The sequence below is a fragment of the Streptomyces sp. NPDC039462 genome (genome assembly GCF_055639375.1).
Genome location: NZ_JBVKAO010000001.1, coordinates 216,647 through 239,556 on the forward strand (window position 1 = coordinate 216,647; position 22,910 = coordinate 239,556).

The window sequence follows — 22,910 nt, forward strand, 5'->3', positions numbered from 1 at the left end:
CTAGGCCTCCTGCGCGCCTCGCCGACGGTTCGGTGTTGCGGACGACTCGGCCACGGCCCTGCGCCTGGCGATGAGTACGCCGATCCACACGGAGATCCCGCGGATCGCGCACACGATCGTGAGGGCGAAGAACAGCGTGTAGACGACGTTCAACACCATCAGCACTCCGTAGACCATCGCGGTCGAGGCGCCGAACATGAACTGGGCCCGTGGCTTGAACGGTGTGGTGCCGGGGTCGGTGATCATGTAGTTGGTGAACAGGAGGAAGGCCGTGCCGGTCATGGTGCCGAGCGCGGCCATCAGCGCGACGTCGAACAGCTCGTGGCGCAGGATCGCCTGGATCACGAACCCGCCGAGCCACCCCACGATCAGCGGAATCTTGCCGGTGAGCTTCGCGTTCAACACCGTGCCGGCGGTGGCGAGGATGACGGGGATCGCGATCCTGAACAGCGAGTTGATGTTCTCACCGAACTGATAGGGCGGCGCGACGCTGACCCAGGACCCGAAGCACAGCAGCGCGACGCTGATGCCGAGGTTCGACGGGTTCATGTAGTGGCGCATGCGGCCACCGATCGGCGCCTGGAACACATACTTTCCGGTGACGGCGACGGCGACGCCGAAGAGGACCGGCCAGAACTGGTTGTTGGCGTACAGCAGCATGTTCACCGCGAGTGCCGTGATGTGCGCGGGAAGCAGGAACTCGTAGACCCCGCGCATGCCCCGGCCGCGGAAGCGGGGTGCCCGGCGCTGTGCCCACGCGCTGAGTGTCTCGAAGGCCAGATCGATGGCGTACGCGCTGGCCACCGCCAGGAACGGCCACAGGGGCGGCTGTTCGAACCCCAGCAGGGTGTAGCCCAGGATGTTGAAGACCGTGATGGAGAGGGCGAAGTTCCGCAGTGCGAGGTAGCGCGGATCCTTACCGGGGGCCGGGGCAGGCGGCTTCGAGTCGGCGCGGGGTGGCTTGGCGGGCGATGACGTGGGTGACGGTGAGGTCGTTTCGGGGAGAGGAGACTGTTCCCGGACGTTCCGGTCGACGGGCTTGGGACTCTGGGTCGTCACGGGGCGCTGACCTCCTCGGCCGTGTCGGTGAGCATGAAGGTGTGCGTGCCCGGGGTGAGCCGGACGGTCTTCCGGTGGCGCTCGCCCTGGTTGTCGAGCCATGCGAGGGTGGCGCTCACGGGCTGGTTCTCGGTGCCCAGGCCGAAGTGCACGTCGAAGCCCCGCTTGCCGCTGTGCCCGCTGCCGCCGTCGAGTTGGCTCCGCATCGTGCGGCCGTCGGCCGTCCGTACGGTGACGGTCGCGTTGTAGGCGGGCGTTCCGGGCGCTGACAGGGCGCCGCTGTCCTTCTTGGCGGCGGGCCGGTACAGCTGGAGTTTGAGGTAGCGGCCCATGTCCGGTGAATCGTTCCGGTAGAAGGCCGGCGGACCCCACTGCCGGGCGACGGCGAAGTCCAGCGTCCCGTTTCCACGGGTGTCGCCGACGGCGATCCCACGGGTCGGGGTCTTGGAGTCGATGCCGACCTCGTCGGCGATGTTGACGTACTCGCCGGAGTCGGTCGGTGCGTACACGGCCATCGGCTGGTGGCCCGCGATGTCGTCGTCGGGGCCCACCTTGGGCCACATGCCGGGCTCTCGCAGGAGCACGTCGTTGCTGGTCGCCAGTTCCTGCAGCCACGGCCAGCGGTTGTGCTTGGCGCCTTGGACGAAGCCGGCGGTCTGCAGGACATCGAGCTTGCCGGAGTTCTGCAGATCGGCACCCTTGATGTCCCAGGCCCAGCCGGACCAGGCAAGGCCGGCCTCCTGCGCCTGCTGGGAGAAGGGGGCATGGCCGGCGCCGAGTTCGGTAGCCATCTTCTTCGGGGTGCGGGCGTCGTTGCGCCACACGTAGTTGCTCTCTTCGAGGCCCCATGCCGTCGCGATGTTGCTGGCGATCATGTCGAACTTGCCGCGGCCGTAGAGGTCGACGAAGTCCACGCCCATGCCTTTGAAGGAGTCCTGGCCCAGGACGAACGACTTGGGTGTGGTCCAGCCGCGCTCGCCGGTCGCGGTGCCGAACCGGATGTTGCCGGGCGTCGACTTGTTGTAGAAGAGGTGGTCGTGCCCGAAGTCGTTCGCCGCATAGACCTCGGGGAGAAGGTCGTCGGTGAGGTCACCACTGCCCAGGGCGAGGGTCCAGCCGGTCGCGTCGTCGTACGGGACGGCTTTCTTGTCCTCCGCGTACACCGGGCGCCCGTCGTCGTTGCGCACCCAGCGCAGCATCCGGATGCCGCCGCCGTTCTTCGCGTTCGACATGGAGTCGTTCATGACGACGTCGTCCTGGCCGTCGGGGTCGAGGACGGAAGAGTTCGGGAAGTAGTTTCCGATCATCAGATCGGGGTGACCGTCCCCGTCGTAGTCGGCGATCGACACGGCGTTGGTGTTCCACTGTTCGCCCGTGTACCTGTCCACACCCTTGGCTGACGGGACCACTTCGGTCGGGCGGTACGCCGGAGAGCGGCCCGGTGCGGATTCGTCCGCCATGAACAGAATCGGTGTGCGTCCCCAGTAGTAGACCAGCAGGTCCATTCGCCCGTCGCTGTCGAAGTCGCCGGGCGCACAGCCCATCGGCGCCATCGTCGAGTCGATGTGGAGAGGGGCGGCATCGAGGGTGAAGGGAGTGAAGCGGTCGGCTGCCGGAGCGGTCGGAGTGTGGGTGACGACCACCGAGTCCGTGCGGGTGTCCACGAGACACACGCCGTTCGCCCGCCCGTGCCCGGTCAGGTCGTTGATGGCGACACTGGCGCCGACGGACGAGATCCACGAACGGATCTTGTGATAGGAGGGGTTGACCTCGCGGACCTTCTTCTTCGGAAGCTTCTCGTAACCGGGCGGCATCGGGAGCGACATGGAGGTGAACTTGTAGTCCGGTGCCACCTCCTTCGGATCCGGCGCCGCGACCGCTGCTCGGGTCACCGCGAACAGGGAAGCGGCGAGCAGGACGGCGCAGAGGGCAGGCGTGAGCGTTCGGATGCGTTCTCTCATGAGCCGTCCTTCACCCCGTCGGTGTCGGGCTGTCGAGATGTCGAGGGCTGTCGGGATGTCGAGGGGGCACCCGCCCCGTCGGCCGCTGTGTCGTCGGTGGCCCAGCGCCGCATGATGCGGCGACGCCACACCTCGAACGCCACCTGCCCGTCGACCGTGTGTCCCGACGGACGGCTCTGCGTGGCGATGGCGGCCGCCTCGGTGACGCGCAGCCCCGCGATCGCCCGGACCGCGGTCTCGGTGTGCGGCTGTGTGATGTGTGCCCGTGTCCGTGCTTCGGCGGCGAATACGGATCCTTGTGCGAGGGCGGCCCGGTGCCTGCCCGCGCGCTCGGCGAGTTCTGCGAGCTCGGCGGGGGGCGCTCCGCCCGCGTAGGTCGCGGCCAGCCCGAGTCCGGCGAAGAGATCCTCGTGCCGCCGCGGTGAGAACGCCTCGATCAGCCGCACTGCCCGGTTCGGATCGGCACCCGCGACGAACCAGAGGGCTCGTCCGATTCCCTGGTCGATCGCGTGCGGGGCGTACTCGGGGTGGTGGTTCGTCGGCACGGGCGGATCGGGGTCGATGTACTGCCGCTTCACGTACTTGTCCGTGTGAAAGAAGGCCTGATGGAAGCCGTAGCCGTCCAGGGCCAGCCACGTGAGGGTGGGGTCGGTCAGGCCGGCCGCCGCCGCGCGCCGCAGCGGCCGGGGGAGTCGGGCGAACGACCAGCCGACGCCGACGTGAATCATGTAGATGTGGTCGTCGGCCGCTTCGAGGAGGTCGGAGACGTGGTGGCGGTGGCCCAGCGGCAGCGCGTCGCGTATGGCCATGGCCATGGCCGCGCCCTCGAAGGCGAATCCTCGCCGGATGCCGTCGATCCTTGCCAGCGTGACGGTGGCCTCAGCGGCGGTCGAACTCTGGGCCGCGACGCCGAACCCTTCGATGAACGATCCGCCGGCCATCTCCAGGGACGTCTTCGCATGAAGGTCGCGTTCGGGGAAGCCGCGTTTGCGTAACAAAGCCTGATTCGCGCCGGGAGTGAGCGATATACGACGGATGTGTCCTAACCACGAAACCATGCCAGCACCTCGCGTCCGACTGCGCCACGTCACCCAGAGACTCGCATCGAACAGCCGTCGAGCGTTTCTCTCTCATTGCTCAATTGAAAAAAGGTTAGTAATCTCTCTCCCTCACGGCCGTTGACGGGCCGGCGCGCAGAGCGAGGTCGGCGCTGGTCAGGGGCGGCTCGCGCGGAGCGTTACGAGGGAGTCGGGGGAGGGGGGCGACCCGGCGCGTGGTGGAGGGGATGTGGATTCCCCGGTTCCTGTTCCGGCAGGGTCAGCCGACTCACCCGGGCCTTGCACAACCGCAATCGTGCCGCAGCAGAACATCATTCAGCTGTACGTCTGCCATTTCCGTCAGAGCATTGCGCGGCAGCACAAGTGGCGCCGTGCGACGGCGAGCTGTGCCTATTTGTAGAAACGCACCTTGTAGATCCCCTGGCAAATATTCGATCACGCGATCGGAGGTAGCCATGTCTGATCCAGTTGCGGACAGCATGATCTACATGTGGGAGAACTGCGGATACCCACTGAGTCTCGGCGACATCGCAACGTTCGTCAGGTACAGCAAGTTTCATTTCGCCCGGAAGTTCAGACGAGAAGCGGGATGCTCACCCGGCCGCTTTCTCTGCGCGGTCCGGATGGCACGGAGCAAACAGCTTCTGTCGACAAGCGTGGCAACGGTGTCCGACGTCGCGTCCTCGGTCGGATACCGGAGCCTCGGGACCTTCACGACTCGGTTCACCGATGTCGTCGGGCTCACCCCGTCCCAGTACAGGCGGTCGTCACGAGCCGATCTCACGCTCTTCGACCTGGTCGTGCCAGGCGTCGTCCACGATTTCAACCCCCGTGGCTGCGTCATGGGCCGGCTGATCGGTACTCCACGGAATCGCGGGACGCGCACCCACGTGAGCGTGTTCTCGAGCACGAGGCCCCTTATGCCGCCGATCGCCGCGAGGTTCGTGGACCCCGAAGAGGGTTTCTCCTTCGGCGGCCTGCCGTCCGGCAAATGGCTCATGCGGGCGATCGCGGTCGAGAGGGGATCCGAGGACTCATTGGCGGAAGCTCTCGTCGGCGTGAGCGAAGAGTTCGACGTCCGCCCGGCCGGCCGGATCAGCGCCGACGTCGTGCTGCGGAAGCCCACGACGGGGATGGCGCCCTCGCTCCTCTCGGTCCCGGGGCTCGATCGTTACCTCTCCAGCCTCCTGTGGAGCAGCACGCGAGCTCCCGTGGCGCAGGCGCGCGTGCGTGACTGCCCTGCCTTGACTCACATGTAAGTCCTCACTAACGTAATAAATCGTTAGGGAGCCGTCCTTGGGCGTTCTGCTGAGGTGCAAGACAGGAGCAGTGTGATGCAGCCGGCACGAGACACATTTCCCAAACAGCAGGTGGCCTGGACGATCGCCCTTGCTGCACTCACCAACTTCATGGTGAGTCTGGACAACCTGGTCGTGGCCACCGCTTTGCCGACGCTGCACGAGGACCTCGGAGGGGACGCGGGCAATCTGAGCTGGGCGGTCAACGCGTACACGTTGGCCTTCGCGTCACTGATCCTCACGGGCACGACCTTGGCCGACCGCTTCGGCCGCCTGCGGGTCTTCTCGATCGGCCTGACGGTCTTCACGGTCGGCTCCATCCTGTGTGCCGTCAGTCCGTCGCTGGGGTTCCTCATCGGCGCGCGGGTCGTGCAGGGCATCGGTGGCGGGATCGTTCTCCCGCTGACCCTCGCGCTCATCACCTCGGTGACCCCGCCCGAGGAGCGAGGAAAAGCCATCGGGATCTGGGGTGGCGTCATCGGCATCGCCGTCGCGTCCGGACCGGTCGTCGGCGGCGCGATCATCCAGGGCTTCAGCTGGCACTGGATCTTCTGGCTCAACGTGCCCATCGGGATCGGCGTCGTCGTCCTCGCCCGCATGCACGTGCCCGAGTCCTTCGGCGGCTCGAGGAAGATCGACCCGGTCGGCCTCCTCATGGCCACCTCCGCGGTCCTGCTCATCGTGCAGGCGCTCATTCGCGGTCCGGAGCGGGAGTGGACCGATGTCACGATCCTCGGAGGGCTCATCGTCGGGCCGCTCCTGCTCGTGTGCTTCGTCCTGTGGGAGCGCCGGGTGGCGGAGCCCATGATCAATATGAGCCTGTTCCGAAATCAGAACGTGTCCGCGGGGTGCGTATCCAACTTCATCCTCAATGCGGGAATGTTCGGTCCGGCGTTCCTCCTCACCCAATACATTCAGCTCGGGCTGAGGCACGATCCCATCGAAGTCGGTGTACGCCTGCTGCCGTGGACGGCATTGACTCTGGTGATTTCACCGTTCGTCGGTCAGCTGGCGGACAAGATCGGTGAGCGATACCTGGTCACCGTGGGCCTGCTGTTGCCCGGCGTGGCATTTATTTGGATCGGAACAGAAATGTCCGATTCGGCGGTAGGGTACGGCAGTCTTTGGCTTCCGCTCCTCTGTGCCGGCGTGGGTACCGCGATCGCGTTCCCCTCGGTCTCTTCCGCGGTGATGCGGTCGGCGACTCCCAAGCAAGCCGGGATGGCTTCCGGGTCCAGTGAGACGTTCGCGTACGTCGGCGCGGTATTCGGCGTCGCGATGGTAACCGCGTGGTTCGCCGCATTCGGCGACTACGGCACTGCTGCTAGTATGGCCGAAGGGGTTAGTCCCGCCTTGGTCGGGATCGGCGTGCTCAGTATCTTCGGAGCGATTGTCGCCGTACTGGTCATCCGACAGCAGAAGACGGCGGCGCCGGACCATGATGAGGCTCTCGAAACAGCCGGATGAAGCATCGACCGTAGCGGTCCTGCGGGCGTTCTCGGACGAGAACCGCCGCACCATGCTCGAACTGGTGGCCACAAAGGAATTGTCCGCCGGTGAGATCGCGGGGCACTTCACGGTCACCCGCCAAGCCGTCTCGCAACACCTTCGAGTTCTCAAGGAGGCGGGACTAGTCGAGGAGCGTCGCGCCGGAAGAAACCGGCTCTACCGAACACGGGCCGACGGAATCGCGATACTGCACCAATACTTCAACGACCTGTGGTCCAACAGTCTCGCGCTTGCCAAGGAAATCGCGGAGGAAGCCGAGAGAGACACGCACGGCGACAGCGACCACGGCGACGAATCGGCCAGTCCCGGGAAAGGGATGCCGGTCTAGAGCACGGACGGTATCCTGGCGGCGTCGCGGACTGTCAAGGCGAGCTGCTGCTGTCGAACGGTGTCGTGCGGACATGACGCCGGGACACGCACCGTTGCCGAACAACACCGAGGGCTAGGTTGATGAGCTCAGCAAACGCCGGGCACCCGAGTGTCGTAGCCGACCAGCATGTTGTGCGGGCGAGTGTCGTCGTGAATTGCAGCCAGGAGTCTGCGTTCTCGACGTTCGTCGGCCGGGTTGCGGACTGGTGGCCGCTGCAGTCCTACTCGCTGGGGCGGGACCAGATCAAAGAAGTCGTCGTGGAGAAGCGTGTCGGCGGCCGAATGTACGAGGTCAGGGCGGACGGCGAGGTCAATTGGGGCGTAATCACCAGCTGGAATCCGCCTCATGGATTCGTGCTTCAGTGGGATGTGATTCCCGGCTCCGCGACCAATGTCGAACTGATTTTCCAAAAGCTGACCGACCGCTCGACGCGTGTGTCCATCGAGCACACCGGCTGGGAGAATGTCGACCCCTCATCGCTGCCCACGGACTGCAGTTACGGGGAAGGGTGGCGGGTCACCCTGTCCCATTTCGCCGAGGAATGCGCGAAGCAGTCCGAGCAGTAACGAGACCCGATCTCGGCAGTAACTAGTGACCTGATCTCGGGGGCGCTCGTTGTCTGGATATGCCGACGCCTCGTACCCATGACGAACGCCTGGCGGTCGCCCGCCACCGGCTCCAGCAGGAACGGCAGATGTGGCTGTCGACCGGTGGGCGCTCCGGGCCGCACCTGATTCCCGTTGCGTTCGTCAGCGATGACGACGCCATCGTCACTGCCACCGGAGAGAACAGCAAAACCGTCCGCAACCTCCGGGAGACCGGGCGGGCACGCGTGGCAGTGGGCACCACGGCTGATGTGGTGATGATCGATACCGTTCTCGACGGTCTCGTGCAGGTTCCAGAGGTCGCCACGGACCTCGCCGACCGCTTCGCCGCCGTCTCCCATGACCCGCGGCAGATGCAGGGCTACCTCTACATCCGGCTGCGCCCTCGCCGCGTTCAGGTGTGGAACGGATTTCACGAGCTGCGTGGCCGGACAGTGATGCTCAAAGGGGAGTGGCTGCCGTACCCCGTCGACTGAACTCGGCTGCGGCGACCGCTGACTGACGTGAAGACAGGTGCTCAGCGGTCTGCCGGCGAAGCGGCCTCGGTGGCCAGCAGCTCGCCGGTGATCTCCTCGACGCTTCGGTGCTTGGTCTCGGGCCCGAACCACAGGAACATCGCGGCCGCCAGGAGCAGCGGCACGGCTCCGATGAGCGCGGTCGCGGCGATCGAGGGGACGGTGGTGCTGGCCACGACCACCGCGATGATCAGGACGCCGCCGAGCTTGGTCATGCCGGCCGCGAGACCCGAGCCGCGCGAGCGCAGCATCGTCGGGTACACCTCGGCGGCGTACGCCGAGACGACCGCCGTCACCGAGCTGACGGCGGAGAGCGGCACGATGAGCAGCAACGAGAGCGCGAGGTGGTGGTCGGCCAGCGAGTCGCCCGCCACCACGAAGCCGCCCAGCGCCAGCGCCGACACCACCGAGAGCGTGATGATCGTCTTGCGGCTTCCCCACCAGCCGTAGGCCACCGCCACGAGCACGGTGAAGGGGAGTCCGAGCAGCGCCGCGTTGCGCACGACGTAGTCCGACTTCACCGACGAGTATCCGAGGTGCTGCAGATTGGTCGGCACCCAGAGCTGGAAGCCGAACGTGATGAGGCCGGCGCCGGCGGCGAGGACCAGGATCGCGAGCGTGGAACCGGCGAACGGACGCCGGAAGAGCTGGTGATAGCCGCGCAGGGCGGGCGTCTCCGAGGCCGCTGACTCGCTCGGGGTCTCCTGCACCTTCGCGCCGTACCTGGTCATGATCGCCTTTGCCTCCTCGTTCCGGCCGCGGGCGATCAGATAGCGGGGCGATTCGGGGATCCAGTAGTTCAGCGCGATGAACAGCACCCCCGTCGGCAGGCCGATGAGCCAGAGGATGCGCCAGCCGTAGGTCGGGGTCAGCCAGCCGGAAAGCCAGCTCGTGATGAGGTACGCGCCGGCGATGTCACCGCCGATCAGGACCATCAGCCAGCCGCGGTGGCGTGCGGGGATCGTCTCGGCCATCAGCGCGAAGGCGATCGGGATCATGCCGCCGACGCCGAGCCCCATCATGAAGCACATCAGCAGGTTCCACTTGAAGCCGGGCATCGCGCCGCAGATCGAGGTGGTGATGAACAGTATTCCGGCGAGGAGGATCGAGGAGCGCCGGCCGATGCGGTCGCCCAGCACGCCCCAGATCAGCGAACCGATGACCGTTCCGGTGATCCCTGCGAGCGGGAGCCAGGAGATGGGAATGTCCCCGTGCGGATTCGCCGGGGATTTGAGCCCGTACTCCTGGGCGAAGCCGGGCGCGACGAACGCCAGCGTCGCGGGCTTCATGACGTCGATCGTGATCGCGACGGCGAGAACGATGAGCAGTGCGATGTGCTGGCCCCGTATCGGGGCGTCGTCGATGGCGGTGACGCGGATGGACCGCGCCGAATTCCTGATTTGGGCCCCGCGTCGGGGCAGCAGGCCGTAGACGACCGCGATGAGTCCGAGGACGATGAGCACCATTCCGGTGATCATGGCGGCGTCCGGTTGCATTCCGGACATGACGTAATTCATGTGGTGCGCCGAGAAGTACATCGGCAGGTGGAGCGCGACGCCCGTGGTGCACGCCAGGACTCCGAGCCAGAATGCAACGGGGTGTTCGAAATCCCCCCGGATGAGACCGAGTCCCCTCATCGCCATGAGCATCCCCCTCATCAGTCGAAACCCTGATGAGATTAGCGGGCCGCGGTGGCGAGCGTCCTCGTCCCGGTTTACCCGATCGCATTACAGCAATCAGGGAGAAGTCGGTGGCTCCGGCTGACGGGAGGTGTCCGACGTGCAGACGAGAATGCTCAGCGGACTCGGTGTCGCGATGATCTCGTCGAGTTGAAGATCGGCATTCCTGAGGAGTTCACGGAACTCGTCGGCCGTACGCTCCGCGCCGTTGAGGTTGATGAGCATGTTCAGGTCCTGGAACTTGCTGAGATCGGGTTCGTTCGCGGGCCGGACCACACGCGTGATGATCAGTAGCGTCGCCCGGTCGACCATCGCGTCCCGGCAGGTACGGAGCAGCTGCGTCGCGCGTTCGTCGTCCCAGTCGTGGAGAACCGACTTCATGATGTAGCAGTCGGCTCCGGACGGGATCGTGGAGAACATGTCCCCGGCTATCGCCTGGCACCGGTGCCCCAGTCCGTTCGCGACGAATTGGTCGCGGGCCTCGCGGGTCACCTCCGGCCGCTCGAAGAGGATGCCTTCCACGTGCGGATACTTGTCGACGATCGCGGCCAGGAGGTGTCCCTGTCCGCCGGCGACGTCGACCACCGTGACGGCATCCGAGAAGTCGTAGTTGTCGAGGATCGCGCGGACTTCGGCGATGGAGAACGCGCTCATCGACGCGTGGAACAAGGCGTGCGCGTCCGCGTGTGTGGCGAGGTACTCCCACATCGTCATCCCGAAGACGTGCTCGAACGCCGGCTCCCCCGTTCTGACCGTGTGACCCAGCTTGCCGAGCGTGGGCCACTGAAGGTCCGAGCCGATCAGCCGTGCGATCGGCTGCAGCGACCCGGGGGCGTCGGAGCGCAACAAATCGCCCGTGGCGGTGAGTTCGAAGGAACCGTCGTCGCGTTCGTGGAACACCCCGATGCCGGCCAGGGCCCGGAGGAGCCGGTGCATGGCCCGGGCATCGCACTGCGTGTCGCGGGCGAGGTCGGACGGCCGCTGCGGCGCCTCGTGCAAGTGGTCGGCGATCCTTAGATCAGCGGCCACCGCGAGGCACTGTGAGGCGTAACAACCCATCAGCAGCGAGAACATCTGCTGTCGAGGGCTTGCGCCAGGAGCAGCGTGACTGCCCGCAGGTGACGCCGACGATGATCCCTTGCGGCCACCAGGCTCTGAGGTCATGGTTGCTCCGATCCCTGATCAGGTCGTCGTCACAGGCCGGTCCCGCTCGCCCGCCCGGGCGCCGGCGAGTCAGGCGGAAGGCTGATCCCACAGGCCGATGGTGTTTCCGTCCGGGTCGGCGAACGCCGCGACGTTGCCGAAGCCGGGCAGCTCGGTCGGCTCCATGACCCTCGTGCCTCCCAGCTCCTCGGCGCGCTTCAGCGCGGCACCGAGGTCGGGCGCGTGGAAGTACACCCGGACGCCGGCCTCGCCCATGGCCGGACCGATCCCGCCGGTCACGGAGCCTTCGCCGGACTGGGTGTCGACGAGGGCGTACCCACCCATGTCGGGCACCTGGTTGACGGTCCAGCCGAACAGGTCGGCGTAGAACGACTGGAGACGCTCGGCGTCCTCGGACGAGGTGATTTCGAAGTACGCGAGTCGCTGGCCCATCCCGTGCTCCTCCCAGATAGGTATCACTTCTTAAGTCAGTCTGAACTTACCTTACGGTCTTTCGGAGCGTCAACGGCGCACTCCGCCGACGGCTGGGAGGGCTCGATGTCGCCGTTCGCCTCGATGACGATCTCGCTATCCAAACTGTCGCCATCCATGGCGGAAGGCGGATTCAGAGGGGTCAGCGTGAGCTCGCCGGAGTCCGCGTCGGTGTCGATCCGGACTGTCTGGCCGGCGGTGACCCGTTCGGTGAGCACCATCTCGGTCAGCGGATCCTCGATGTGGGTCTGGATCGCTCGACGCAGCTGCCGCGCCCCTTCCTTCGGGTGGTGCCCGTGGTCCGCCACGTGCGCGCGGGCGGCCGGGGTGACTTCGATCGAGATGCCGTTGGCGCTCAGCCGGGCGTCCAGGCCGCTCACCAGCAGGCCGACGATGGCCAGGATGTCGTCGCGCGTCAGCTCGGGGAAGACGATGATGTCGTCGAGCCGGTTGAGGAATTCGGGGCTGAAGTGCTGCTTGAGCTCGGCGGTCACCACTTGCTTCAGATGCTCGTACCGACGGTCGCGGTCGCGGTCGCGATCACTGCCGCTGCCGCTGCCGCCGTCGCTTTCGGTGAAGCCGAGACGACCTCTGGCGAGGTCGCGCGAGCCGAGGTTGGTGGTGAGGATGATGACCGTGTTCGTGAAGTCCACCCGGCGGCCCGCGGAGTCCGTCAGATGCCCTTCGTCGAGCACCTGCAGCAGCGTGTTGAACACATCGACGTGGGCCTTCTCCACCTCGTCGAACAACACGACCGAGAACGGCTTGCGGCGGACGCGTTCGGTCAGCTGGCCGCCCTCGTCGTGGCCCACGTACCCGGGCGGCGCACCGACGAGTCGTGAAGCCGTGTGACTCTCGCCGAACTCGGACATGTCGAACCGCACCAGACTGTCCTGGTCGTCGAAGAGGAACTCGGCCAACGCCTTGGCCAGCTCTGTCTTGCCCACACCGGTCGGGCCGGCGAATATGAACGAGCCGGTCGGCCGGCGCGGATCACGGATTCCCGTGCGGGCGCGTTTGATCGCCTTGCTGACGGCCTGGATCGCCTCGTCCATGCCGACGACGCGCCGGTGCAGCCGGTCTGCCATCTGTCCGAGCCTCTGCGACTCGTAGCGGGACATCGTCGACACCGGTACGCCGGTCTGCTGCGACACGACCGCCGCCACGTCGTCGGCCACCACCTCGGTCGACGTCGCGTCGAGCCGGAGCGCGACTTCCGCTGCGGCCTCGTCGATCAGGTCGATCGCCTTGTCGGGCAGGAACCGCGTGGGCAGATAGCGGCAGGACAAGTCGACGGCCGCCCGGATCGCCGCGTCGGCGATCGTCACTCGATGGTGCGCTTCGAAAAGCGGCCTGAGCCCGTTCAGGATGGCGACGGCGTGGTCCGGGGTGGGTTCGTCGACGCTGATCCGCTGGAAACGCCGGTCGAGAGCCGAGTCCTTCTCCAGCGACTTGCGGTACTCGTCGTGGGTGGTCGCGCCGATGAGCTTCATCTCGCCGCGGCTGAGCATGGGTTTGAGAATGTTCGCGGCATCGATCGACCCCTCCGCGGCACCCGCACCGACCAGCATGTGCACCTCGTCGATGAACACGATGATGTCGCCGCGCCCCAGAACTTCCTTGAGGACGTCCTTGATGCGTTCCTCGAAGTCGCCCCGGTAGCGCGAACCGGCGACGATCGACGCCAGGTCGATCGAGTAGAGCTGCTTGTCGGCAAGCGATGGGGGCACCGCACGATCGACGATGTTGCGGGCCAGTCCTTCTACGATGGCTGTCTTCCCCACGCCGGCGTCCCCGAGCAGCACGGGGTTGTTCTTCACGCGCCGCGAAAGCACTTGGGTCAGCCGTCGAATCTCCGCGGTACGGCCGATGACGGGGTCGAGTTTCCCTTCGGCGGCCTGTCGGGTGAGATTGACGCCGAACTGATCCAGGAGCTGCGATCCCGCAGGCTTGAAAGGGACCGGCTCGACCGCGGGGGACCGGAGTTCGGTCGCCGCCTCCGCCGCCATGGCGTTCAGAAGTTCGGAACGCAGATTTCCCGGGTCGAGTCCGAGGCTGAGCAGAATGTCGACGCTGAGATTGTTCGACGTCTGAGCGAGGAGGGCCAGCAGGATGTGCGCGGGCTCCACCGTGGGGTCACCACGGCGCTCGGCCTGCCGAGCCGCGGCGCTGAGCACCTCGGTGACCTGCGGGGTCGTGGGCAGCTCCGTCGCCGGACGAGGTTCGGATTCCCCGAGGATGAAATGGACCCGCTCATGGAGCGTGTCCACGGAAGCGCCGTTGTCCTGGAGGACGCGTGCGGCCGCCCCTTGCGCGTGATCGGCCAGTCCGAGGAGCAGGTGCTCGGGGCCGACGTAGGGATGATTGAAGCGTTGCGCCTGCCCTTCGGCCAAGCTGAGCACACGGTCGGCGGCGTCGCTGAACTTGTCGGGCATAGGTCTTCCCCGGCTACTGATAGGTCTTCCCCGGCTACTGGTCGATAAGGCTGGACATGATGTAGGGAGCGGCCTCTATCTGGAAGTCCATGTGTGGCGCCAGCTCATTGACGGTTCCCTCGAGCGCGATCAGGCACAGCAGCGGGAACATCATCTCGGGCTCGGCGTAATAGCCGTTGCTCTGCTGAATCTGGAACAGCCGCGCGGCGAAGCGGGGAACGGAGAAGCTCGCGACATCGAGTTCGGCGGACTCCTCCACGAGCCGAACGACCTCCGCCTGGAACCGGGCCAGGTTCTGACCGTGGTGGTCGACCCCTTTCGTCGTGGTGAGCAGGATCTCCGCGCACTCCTGGCCGCGCCCGGTCACCATGCCGCCGAAGAACCGGGTGAAACGCTCGCGAGAGAATTCGCTGAGCACGTGCGCGAACCCGACGTCGAGCAGAACGAGCCGCCCGTCCGGGAGCAGGTAGGCGTTTCCCTGGTGCAAGTCGATATGGACGAAGCCATGCACGAAAACGAGTTCGTACATGGCGCGGACCAGAGTGGTGATGCCCTCGTCGCGCAGGCTCGGTGTGGCCGTCGCGAACATCTGACGGTCCAAGCCGGTGATGAACTCCATGGCGAGCAGTTCCGAGTTGGAGTATTCATCGACCGGTGCCGGAATGACGATGCGCGCTTCGTCCTTCAGGGCCTCCCGTAACCGGGTCAGCATGACGCGTTCACGGTCCAGGTCGAGCTGGTTGAGGACGGCGGCGCACAGATCATCGACGATCGCGACGACCGGGCTGGAACGCATCCACGGCGTCTTCGCACACAGCCGCGCGAACCAGCGGAGCATGGCCGTGTCGACGGGCACCGTCGCGGCCGCGTCGGGCCGCCGTAACTTCAACGCCACGGGAGCGGCGCCGAGTTCGGGCTCCCACCGGTACACGCAGGCGATCGAACCGCTTGCCACGGGACCCTCCGCCACCGCCGCGTACGCACTCGCCGGCAAGGGCGGTCGCGTACGGTCGAGCACCGCGAGCGCGTCGGTGATGCTCATCGCGGCGACGTCGTCCTGCAGTCGCGACAGCCGATGTGCGAGGCGTGGACCGATGAGGTCCGACCGGGTGGCCAGCAGCTGGCCCACCTTGATGTAGGCCCCGCCGAGCGACTCGACGGCGCGGACGAGGGAATCGGCGGCCGCGTCTCCCGCCCGCCCCGGGTGGACGAGTGCGGCACCGGCCACCCGTGCCGTCGCTGCCGCCACGGACACGAGCCGAGCCGTGGTACGCACGGCGCCCCGGCCGCGATTCGCTGCACGCTTCATACCGACCCCGTGCCGAAGAGTTGTCGATGGGCCTCGTCCAGGAGTGGCACGGCGTCCTCGACGCCGGGATGCCGCGCCAACGCGGTCACCGGAGTGACCCGTTCGAAGATCGTCGGTTTCTTGACGCCTGCTCGACCGACCCGCAGCCGCACGGGCATGCCGTGGTCGGCTTCGCTGCCGAACTCCAGGACCTGCCAGCACCGTTCGAGCACGTCGTTCCGGTGCACCAGCCTGGCCACCGGTGTCGCATGGTCGTCGACGAGGAACTCGGTGACCGCCAGGTCGCCCGACCGGTACAGCACCTTGGCCGACGCGCCGAGCGACGTCGCCCACGACGATCCGTTCGACGCCACCTCGGCACAGGCCGTGGGAAGCAGACTCGGGCAGATCGTGCGCATGAGGTCCAGATAACTGATGTCCGTCAGCGGGAGGCAGTCGAACATCTGCGGCCGGTCGATCTCCTTGGGGGCCCGCATCGTCGGAATGAAGGTACGGATCCGGCAGCCACCGGGCCGCGTCAGGTCTTCCCAGATCGCCACCTCGGTACGGCTCAGGGTCTGCGGGGCGTCGATCCGCACCGCGGTCAGGAACCGGTGGTCGAGCGCGGCGCGGGCGAAGGTGTAGCGCATCGCGCGATGACCGATCGAGGAGGAAACACCGAATGCGTACGCTGTGAGCGGGCCCGCGCCCAGATTGACGCGGGCCCGTCCACGATCATTCACCGCCGGTTGCTCCTGGCTCAGGCGGAGATGGTTGCGAACTCGACCGGGTTGGTCGCGTTCTTCACCGGGATGTGGTGCAGCAGGGCACCGATCTCGAGGTCCGCCGCCAGCAGCGTCCCGACCCGGCGGTCGCCGTCGTACAGCGCGTACGACGTCGATGTCCGGGAGACGTCGCCGATCGGCGGAACCATGTTGACGCGCGACTCGACATCGACGCGGACGTCGCCCGTGTCGATGATCGCGCCGAGGTTCTCGATGTCGAACCGCGGGTACAGCGCGGTGACGCAGTTCTTCATCGGGGTGATCTCGGGGTCCACCGGGCCCGGGACGAGGTTCGGCGACACGGTGGCGCCTTCACTCTTGCTCGGGGTGTTGGTCACCCTGATCTGCCCGAACACGTCGCTCTCGCCGACGACCTGCAGCGAGAGGAACTGTGCGCCGATGGTCGCCGTGCGCCACGTGAGCTCGGTCTCGCCCTCGGCGCCGATCCGCGGCTCGTGCCGGCGGTAGACGCCGATGCCGTGGAGGTCGACCAGGTCTTCGCCGAGCCCGTCGATCGCGACGTGGATGCGCTCGCGGACGGTGAAGGCCTCCAGCGCGGCCGGACCCAGGGTGTAGGGACGGATGGTGTAGAGGTCGCCGCCCCAGGCGAGATCGTGTCCCTTGACCACTTCGGCGTTGTGCAGCGCCGAACCTTCGGCGCCCTCGACAGCCGCGCCCTCGCGCAGCTCCTTCATGAGGCTCATCAGATCCTCCGGTTGAAGTTTTCGCGGTCTGGTTGAACCTGTTGTGTTGTGTCTTGGGCCGAGCCTGGATCAGGACTTGCTCGACAGCGACTGCATCAAGCCCTCCAGGGCGTCGATGACGTACGCGAAGTCGATGATCCGCTCTGGCAGTTTGGTCGAGCCCGCGGTCCGCTCCCCGAGCTCGACCTCGAGTACGTCGATGAGCCGCTCGAGGTTGTTGTGCGAGATGGTCACCGGGAAGTAGCGGAGCTGCTCGGCGTACTTCGGGTCGGCCAGCGGCGGGCCGGGCTCGATGCCGCGGTCGGGGCCGTAGGCAGCACGCCAGGCTTCCTGGACGGCCCTCTCGTAGGCGAGGAAGGGACCTCGGAAGTAGGGCAACCAGATCGCGCGGAGGTCCCGTGCCGACATGCGGCCCCTGACGAATTCGGCGGCCGCGGGCACCACTTTGGAGCGGTACTCGTCGAGCAGAGCCGTGGTGTCGAGACTGTGAGGAGCGGCGAGGTCGGTCATGGCGGTTCCTTCCGCGAGTCGTCGGGGCGGGCACCACACACACGCGCGTCATCAAGAGGTCTGAGCAGCTGCGTACCACTCACTAGATCACTCTTTTTTTATGTAGTCAATAGCCGACCGCTCGCGAAATGTGCGGTATCCCCTCTCTGTCGCCAGAGTTCTTCGAGGTTGCTGAACGTCCCGGCGGGCTCATCGGCCCCTCGCTCGACGGTTCCGTCGGCCGCGCGGAATCGGTAGAACATGCCGTAGCGACCCGAGGGGAGACTTCCGTTGCGCTGTAGGGAGGTTGACTCGGTCAGGCGGCGGTAATACCGTTTCGATACTCAAACATGTAGCTACTGGGGTGCGCTGATGACCGACATCACCGAGTCGACCAGACAGAGGTTCGGTGAGATGAGCGCGCTCTTCGCCGACCCGTACCCGCTCTACCGTCGCCTTCGTGACAAGGAGCCGGTCAAGTTCTCGCCGGAACTCAATGCCTGGGTGGTCAGCCGATACAACGACATCAAGGCGGTGTGCGGCGACCCGGAGACGTACTCGTCGCAGGGGCTGACGCGCCCCTTCGACGATCCGCCCCCCGAGGTCGCCGAAGTGCTGGCGACGGGCTACCCGATGGTGCCGATCGCGATCAGTACGGACGGCGAGGCGCACATGCGGTTCCGCCATCCGTACGTCCAGGCCATGGCCCAGACCCGGACCGACGGATTCGGCTCGGTCGTCGACGGCATCGTCGACCGACACCTGGACCGCATCGTTCCGTCGGGGAAGTGCGATGTGATCGCGGACCTGGCCCGGCCCGTCACCGTCGAGGTCATCCTGCGCTTTATGGGCATCTCGGCAGACCACATCGAAGACGCGTCCCGGTGGAGCAAGGACCTCGTATCGTTCCTGTTCGCACCAGCCGAGCTGGACGAACGCTTGCGTCAAGCACGCAACCTGGTGGCGTTCCAGCACTTCATCGCCGCCGAGATCGAGGAGCGGCGGGCCCGGCCCACATCCGACGTCATCAGCGTCATGGTCCACGAGCAGCTCCCCGACGCCGCACCCCTGACGATGAACGAGCTCGTCAGCGCCCTGTGCGGGCTGGTCATGGCAGGGCACAAAACGACCATCGACACCGTGGGCAATGGCCTGGCCGTCCTCCTGTCGGAGCCCGGCCGTTGGGCACGCCTGTGTGCCGACCCGTCGACCATCCCGACGGTCGTCGAGGAGATCCTGCGCTACGACGCCCCGCTGCAAGGTCTGTGGCGGACGACGACCCGGGACACCACCCTCGGGGGCGTGTCCATACCGGCCGGCGGCAGGCTGTTCATCCTGTTCGGCTCCGGCAACCGCGATGAAGAGGCGTTCGACTCTCCCGACCAGGTGCTCATCGACCGCACGCCGAATCGGCATCTGTCCTTCGGACACGGCGCGCACTTCTGCATCGGGGCGCCGCTGGCGAGGGCCGAGGTGCAGAAGCTCCTCGGGGGCCTCGCGGAACGGCTCCCGAACCTGTCGCTCTCGCCGGAGTTCACCGGCGAGCGTCACACACCCGTCCTCGGGTTCCACGGATACACCCGACTGCCGGTCGCATGGTAACGACCACCCTTCTGCCTATCAGGCTAGGAGCACGTGATGCCACACATCACCGTTGACGCCCGGATGCCCGGCATCTTCGGGCTGTTCAACTACCGCCCCGAAACCGCCAAACCACTCCTCGAGTTCTGCGAGGCGCTGCTGCGCGACAACACCTCCCTCTCGCGGGGCGAGCGTGAATTGATCGCGGGGCACGCGTCCCACCTCAACGCCAGTCCGTTCTGTGCCAACGGCCACTTCGCGATCGCTGCGGCCCAGCTGGACGACGGCGAGGCCATCGTCGACCACGTCAGGTCGGGATCGGCCGACACCGCGCTCAGCCCGAAGATGAGGGCCTTGCTCGACATCGCGACCAAGGTGACCGCCGACGGCAAGAGCGTCCAGGAAGCGGATGTCGCAAAGGCACGTGAGGCCGGGGCGACGGAGCGCGACGTGCACGACACGGTCCTCATCGCTGCCGCCTTCGCCATGTTCAACCGCTATGTCGACGGCCTGGGTGCCGTGGTGCCCGAGGACCCGGAGTTCTACAAATCCATGGCCGCGGGGCTCGTCAGCCAGGGATACGCCGCCGGCGTCCGCTCCAAGACCGCGCCGGCCTAGCGCCACCTCTCTTCGTACGCCGTGCCGATCACGCGCGGCGGGGGATCGAACGGACCGGAGTGGGAGATCATCGATGTGCGGAATCACCGGCTGGGTCTCGTTCGATTCGAGTTTCGGTGCCCGGCCGGCCGATGTCATCGAGTCCATGACATCGGCCGTGTCGCGCCGCGGCCCGGACGCGACCGGAACGTTCGTCCGCGCGAACGTCGCTCTCGGCCACCGGCGCCTGGCCGTGATCGACCCGGCAGGTGGCCGGCAGCCGATGGTGGCCACCGACACCGGCCGGGAGATCGCGCTCGTCTACAGCGGCGAGATCTACAACTACACCGAGCTGCGGGCCGAACTGAGGGCGCGGGGTCGCAGATTCGAGACGAGCAGCGATACCGAAGTCCTGCTCCAGGGCTATCTGGAGTGGGGGGAGTCGGTCGTCGAGCGGCTCAACGGCATGTTCGCCTTCGCGGTCTGGGACGAGCGGCGGGAGCGGTTGTTCCTCGCGCGGGACCGTCTCGGCATCAAGCCCCTGTACGTCTACCGCATACCCTCGGGGATCGTCTTCGGGTCGGAGCCGAAGGCGATCCTCGCCCACCCACTGGCCGACCGCACGGTCACCACCGACGGCCTGCGTGAACTGTTCGCGATGACCGGCCGGCCCGGCTGGTCGCTCTGGCGCGACATGGACCAGGTCCGGCCGGGCACGACGCTCACGGTCGAGCGCAAGGGCATCACTCCGTACACCTACTGGAGTCTGCGGACCCGGCAGCACACCGACGACCTGCCCACCACGGTCGAACGTGTACGCGGACTGCTCGACGACATCGTCGAACGCCAGCTCGTCTCGGACGTCCCCCTGTGCCTCCTGCTGTCCGGCGGTCTGGACTCGAGTGCCCTCACCGGACTCGCCACCGCGACCGACGCGGCGAAACGCGGGACACTGCGGACCTTCTCCGTCGACTTCGAGGACCAGGAGGCGACGTTCGTGCCCGACGAAATCCGCGATACGCCGGACGCCCCGTTCGTCCGGGAGGTCGTCGAGCTCGTCAAGACCGACCACCACCGCGTCGCCCTCGACCAGAGCACCCTTTCGAGGCCGAGCGTGCGCCGTGCCGTCGTCAGCGCCCGTGACATCCCCGCCGGGCTCGGCGACATGGACAACTCGCTGTACCTGCTCTTCCGCGCGATTCGCGAGCAGTCCACCGTCGCCCTGTCGGGAGAGTCCGCGGACGAGATCTTCGGCGGGTACATCTGGTTCCATCACCCGCAGTCGGTCAACGCGGACAACTTCCCCTGGCTGGCGTTCCGCAGCGCCTTCACCGCGGACCGGTTCGCCCTGCTGAACCGCGACCTGCGGGCGAAGCTGGAGCTGGAGGATTTCATCGCCGACCAGTACGCCGTCTCCCGCAAGGAGGTGGAACAGCTCCCCGGAGACGACGACCACGAGAGGCGGATGCGGCGCATCAGCCACCAGCACCTCACCCGGTTCCTTCCCATGCTGCTCGACCGCAAGGACCGTGCCTCGATGGCCGTCGGGCTGGAAGTCCGCGTTCCGTACTGCGACCACCGCCTGGTCGAGTACGTCTACAACACACCGTGGTCGTTCAAGACCTTCGACGGCCGCGAGAAGAGCCTGCTGCGCGAGGCCGCAGGCGCCGTGGTGCCCCAGGCTGTCCGCGACCGTGTGAAGAGCCCCTATCCGACGAGCCAGGACCCCCGATACGCCGCGAGTCTCATCAGCCAGCTGTCCGAGATCCTCGCGCAACCCGACCACCCCGTCTTCGCGATCGTCGACCGGGAGTGGGCGCAGGCGGCCACCGAGATACCACCGCACGAGATGCCCGGTGACGTCCGAGCCGGACTGGACCGGATACTCGACGTGTATCACTGGCTCGACATGTACTCGCCGAACCTACTGGTGTAGAGCTCACCTACCGGTGCAGCGCTCACCCGCTGGTATGGATCTCATCGAGGCCTGATCGGCTCGCAGTTGCCCAGGGGCCTGCGCCCGGAGTTGCGCACCATTCTCGCGAGAGCCGGTGGGCTCAGCAGCGATGCGGGGGACTTCACCATGTTGGCCACGTCCCACAGCCGCGTCGCGACGGTCGGGTCGTGCTGGCCCGCCACCACACATCGGGTGACGTACCGATTGATCATCTTCGTCGGCCAGGGGCGATGCCCGCGGGTCTCGGGATAGACGAAGTCGGCTCCCGTAGCCGTCGCCCAGGCCGGCGACACCGCACGTGCGGACAGTCGGTAGAAGGTGCGGGCGAACTCCGGATCCATGACACCGGACCGTGCCAATGCTTGTTGCAGTGCGACGACCTGAACCGCGGCAGAGGTCATGCCCTGCCCGTACAGGGCGTTGAGGCTGCACACGGAGTCGCCGACACACACGAAGCCGCGTGGGTGGGCCGCGAGCCGCTGGAACAGCCGCCACTCGCTTCCCGGCAGTCGATGGCGAACCGCGGGACCGATGGGCAGTTCGTCCTCGATGATGGACGCGATCTTGGCCGTGGGGAGGGTCCGGGCCCAACCGAGATATCCGGCCGGGTCGGTCGGCGCTCCCTCGCCGTGCAGCCCGGCGAGGGTGATGATCCACCTGTCGCCCTCGATCGGCATCGCCGTGCCGAACCGCTTCTTCGCCTGTGGGTCGCTGATGACGAAGTATCCGGCGGCGCCATCGGTCCGCACCCGCGTCGACCGGTGGAAGACACGGGTCGTGTACCGCACGTCGGACCGGACCCGCCGCACCTCGGGGCCGGGGTATCCGAGCCCGGTCAGCCAGCGGTCGGCCCTCGACCGCCGTCCGGAGCAGTCCACGACGAGATCGGCGTCGATCACCGCTGAGCCGCCGGACGGGTCGCGAACGCGGACCCCGCGGACGGCGCCGTCACCGCCGACCAGATCGGTCGTTTCACCGGTGCGGAGTTCGACGACTCCGTTGGCCCCGACGTGCTCGCGTACCAGGAACTCCAGCAGCGGGCGCGAGCACGAGACGATGGGAGCCGCGTCGGGGACCGCCGCACGGTAGCCCCTGTGCTGCCACCACCACACGCGGTCCATGGGCATCACGACCGCGCCATGCCGGATCAGGCTGTCCGTGATGCCGGGGAACAGGGCGTTGAGGATCTGCTCACCGCGGCGCAGGAGCGTGTGAGGGTGCCGCGCCTGCGGGACGCCGCGCCGGACACCGCTGCTCGTCGTGTCCAGGTCGTCCCGGTCGATGACGACGACCTCGTCGAACGCGGCCGAGAGCGCCTGTCCTGTCAGCAGGCCGGCGATGCTGCCGCCGATCACCACGGCTCTCTGCAAGGTGACCCCGCCTTC

Annotated in this window: 20 protein-coding genes; 8 read left to right on the forward strand and 12 right to left on the reverse strand. The window is 66.8% G+C overall.

The features are described 5' to 3' along the window. The 3 genes from ACZ7LU_RS00815 to ACZ7LU_RS00825 are packed head-to-tail and all read right to left on the reverse strand — an operon-like array spanning position 1 to position 4,078. Positions 1–1,059, reverse strand: coding sequence for an enediyne biosynthesis protein (locus ACZ7LU_RS00815; RefSeq protein WP_468562672.1), 1,059 nt, complete (start codon positions 1,057–1,059; stop codon positions 1–3). Next, positions 1,056–3,020: a CRTAC1 family protein gene (locus tag ACZ7LU_RS00820; protein WP_471915241.1), complete on the reverse strand. Its 1,965-nt coding sequence runs from the start codon at positions 3,018–3,020 to the stop codon at positions 1,056–1,058. The genes ACZ7LU_RS00815 and ACZ7LU_RS00820 overlap by 4 nt, the downstream gene beginning before the upstream one ends. Then, the gene (locus tag ACZ7LU_RS00825; protein ID WP_471915242.1) at positions 3,017–4,078 is read right to left on the reverse strand and encodes a DUF1702 family protein; all 1,062 of its coding nucleotides are present in this window, start codon (positions 4,076–4,078) and stop codon (positions 3,017–3,019) included. Before ACZ7LU_RS00825 ends, ACZ7LU_RS00820 begins: the two co-directional genes overlap by 4 nt. A gap of 455 nt (positions 4,079–4,533) precedes the next feature. Here ACZ7LU_RS00825 and ACZ7LU_RS00830 point away from each other — a divergent pair, with 455 nt between their 5' ends. The 5 genes from ACZ7LU_RS00830 (at position 4,534) to ACZ7LU_RS00850 (ending at position 8,336) form a co-directional block, all read left to right on the forward strand. Continuing rightward, a complete protein-coding gene (locus ACZ7LU_RS00830) occupies positions 4,534–5,337 on the forward strand; it encodes a helix-turn-helix transcriptional regulator (RefSeq protein WP_471915243.1) in 804 nt (267 codons plus the stop codon). A gap of 111 nt (positions 5,338–5,448) precedes the next feature. Further along, entirely contained in the window at positions 5,449–6,843 is a 1,395-nt protein-coding gene (locus ACZ7LU_RS00835) for a DHA2 family efflux MFS transporter permease subunit (RefSeq protein WP_471915244.1), read from the forward strand. Beyond that, complete coding sequence (locus ACZ7LU_RS00840; protein ID WP_471915245.1) at positions 6,815–7,213, forward strand: ArsR/SmtB family transcription factor; 399 nt, start codon at positions 6,815–6,817, stop codon at positions 7,211–7,213. The genes ACZ7LU_RS00835 and ACZ7LU_RS00840 overlap by 29 nt, the downstream gene beginning before the upstream one ends. Positions 7,214–7,335: 122 nt before the next feature. Further along, positions 7,336–7,821, forward strand: coding sequence for a hypothetical protein (locus tag ACZ7LU_RS00845; RefSeq protein WP_398305329.1), 486 nt, complete (start codon positions 7,336–7,338; stop codon positions 7,819–7,821). Between the two features lie 59 nt (positions 7,822–7,880). Then, on the forward strand, positions 7,881–8,336 hold the full coding sequence (locus ACZ7LU_RS00850; protein WP_398305332.1) for a pyridoxamine 5'-phosphate oxidase family protein: 456 nt from the start codon (positions 7,881–7,883) through the stop codon (positions 8,334–8,336). A 41-nt stretch (positions 8,337–8,377) separates the two neighbouring features. On the opposite strand, the gene ACZ7LU_RS00855 is transcribed toward ACZ7LU_RS00850, so the two are convergent. The 8 genes from ACZ7LU_RS00855 to ACZ7LU_RS00890 form a co-directional block, all read right to left on the reverse strand. After that, the gene (locus ACZ7LU_RS00855) at positions 8,378–9,880 is read right to left on the reverse strand and encodes an MFS transporter (protein WP_471915246.1); all 1,503 of its coding nucleotides are present in this window, start codon (positions 9,878–9,880) and stop codon (positions 8,378–8,380) included. A gap of 231 nt (positions 9,881–10,111) precedes the next feature. Then, positions 10,112–11,218, reverse strand: coding sequence for a methyltransferase (locus tag ACZ7LU_RS00860; protein ID WP_471915247.1), 1,107 nt, complete (start codon positions 11,216–11,218; stop codon positions 10,112–10,114). A gap of 69 nt (positions 11,219–11,287) precedes the next feature. Then, entirely contained in the window at positions 11,288–11,650 is a 363-nt protein-coding gene (locus ACZ7LU_RS00865) for a VOC family protein (RefSeq protein WP_398305341.1), read from the reverse strand. 35 nt (positions 11,651–11,685) lie between these two features. Then, the gene (locus ACZ7LU_RS00870) at positions 11,686–14,124 is read right to left on the reverse strand and encodes an ATP-dependent Clp protease ATP-binding subunit (RefSeq protein WP_471915248.1); all 2,439 of its coding nucleotides are present in this window, start codon (positions 14,122–14,124) and stop codon (positions 11,686–11,688) included. Between the two features lie 34 nt (positions 14,125–14,158). Next, complete coding sequence (locus ACZ7LU_RS00875; protein ID WP_471915249.1) at positions 14,159–15,373, reverse strand: ABC1 kinase family protein; 1,215 nt, start codon at positions 15,371–15,373, stop codon at positions 14,159–14,161. Positions 15,374–15,429: 56 nt separating this feature from the next. Then, complete coding sequence (locus ACZ7LU_RS00880) at positions 15,430–16,155, reverse strand: hypothetical protein (protein WP_471915250.1); 726 nt, start codon at positions 16,153–16,155, stop codon at positions 15,430–15,432. Positions 16,156–16,172: 17 nt separating this feature from the next. Continuing rightward, positions 16,173–16,901, reverse strand: coding sequence for a DUF6073 family protein (locus ACZ7LU_RS00885; RefSeq protein WP_398305352.1), 729 nt, complete (start codon positions 16,899–16,901; stop codon positions 16,173–16,175). A 69-nt stretch (positions 16,902–16,970) separates the two neighbouring features. Continuing rightward, complete coding sequence (locus ACZ7LU_RS00890) at positions 16,971–17,411, reverse strand: hypothetical protein (protein ID WP_468085170.1); 441 nt, start codon at positions 17,409–17,411, stop codon at positions 16,971–16,973. Between the two features lie 351 nt (positions 17,412–17,762). On the opposite strand from ACZ7LU_RS00890, the gene ACZ7LU_RS00895 reads away from it, so the two are divergent. From ACZ7LU_RS00895 to asnB, 3 genes are all read left to right on the forward strand, one after another. After that, complete coding sequence (locus ACZ7LU_RS00895) at positions 17,763–18,992, forward strand: cytochrome P450 (protein ID WP_471915251.1); 1,230 nt, start codon at positions 17,763–17,765, stop codon at positions 18,990–18,992. A 36-nt stretch (positions 18,993–19,028) separates the two neighbouring features. Then, complete coding sequence (locus ACZ7LU_RS00900; protein WP_471915252.1) at positions 19,029–19,589, forward strand: carboxymuconolactone decarboxylase family protein; 561 nt, start codon at positions 19,029–19,031, stop codon at positions 19,587–19,589. A 73-nt stretch (positions 19,590–19,662) separates the two neighbouring features. Further along, the gene (gene asnB, locus ACZ7LU_RS00905) at positions 19,663–21,504 is read left to right on the forward strand and encodes an asparagine synthase (glutamine-hydrolyzing) (RefSeq protein ID WP_471915253.1); all 1,842 of its coding nucleotides are present in this window, start codon (positions 19,663–19,665) and stop codon (positions 21,502–21,504) included. A 41-nt stretch (positions 21,505–21,545) separates the two neighbouring features. Here asnB and ACZ7LU_RS00910 read toward each other — a convergent pair whose 3' ends face one another. Then, entirely contained in the window at positions 21,546–22,895 is a 1,350-nt protein-coding gene (locus ACZ7LU_RS00910) for an FAD-dependent oxidoreductase (protein ID WP_471915254.1), read from the reverse strand. Positions 22,896–22,910 lie beyond the last annotated feature (15 nt).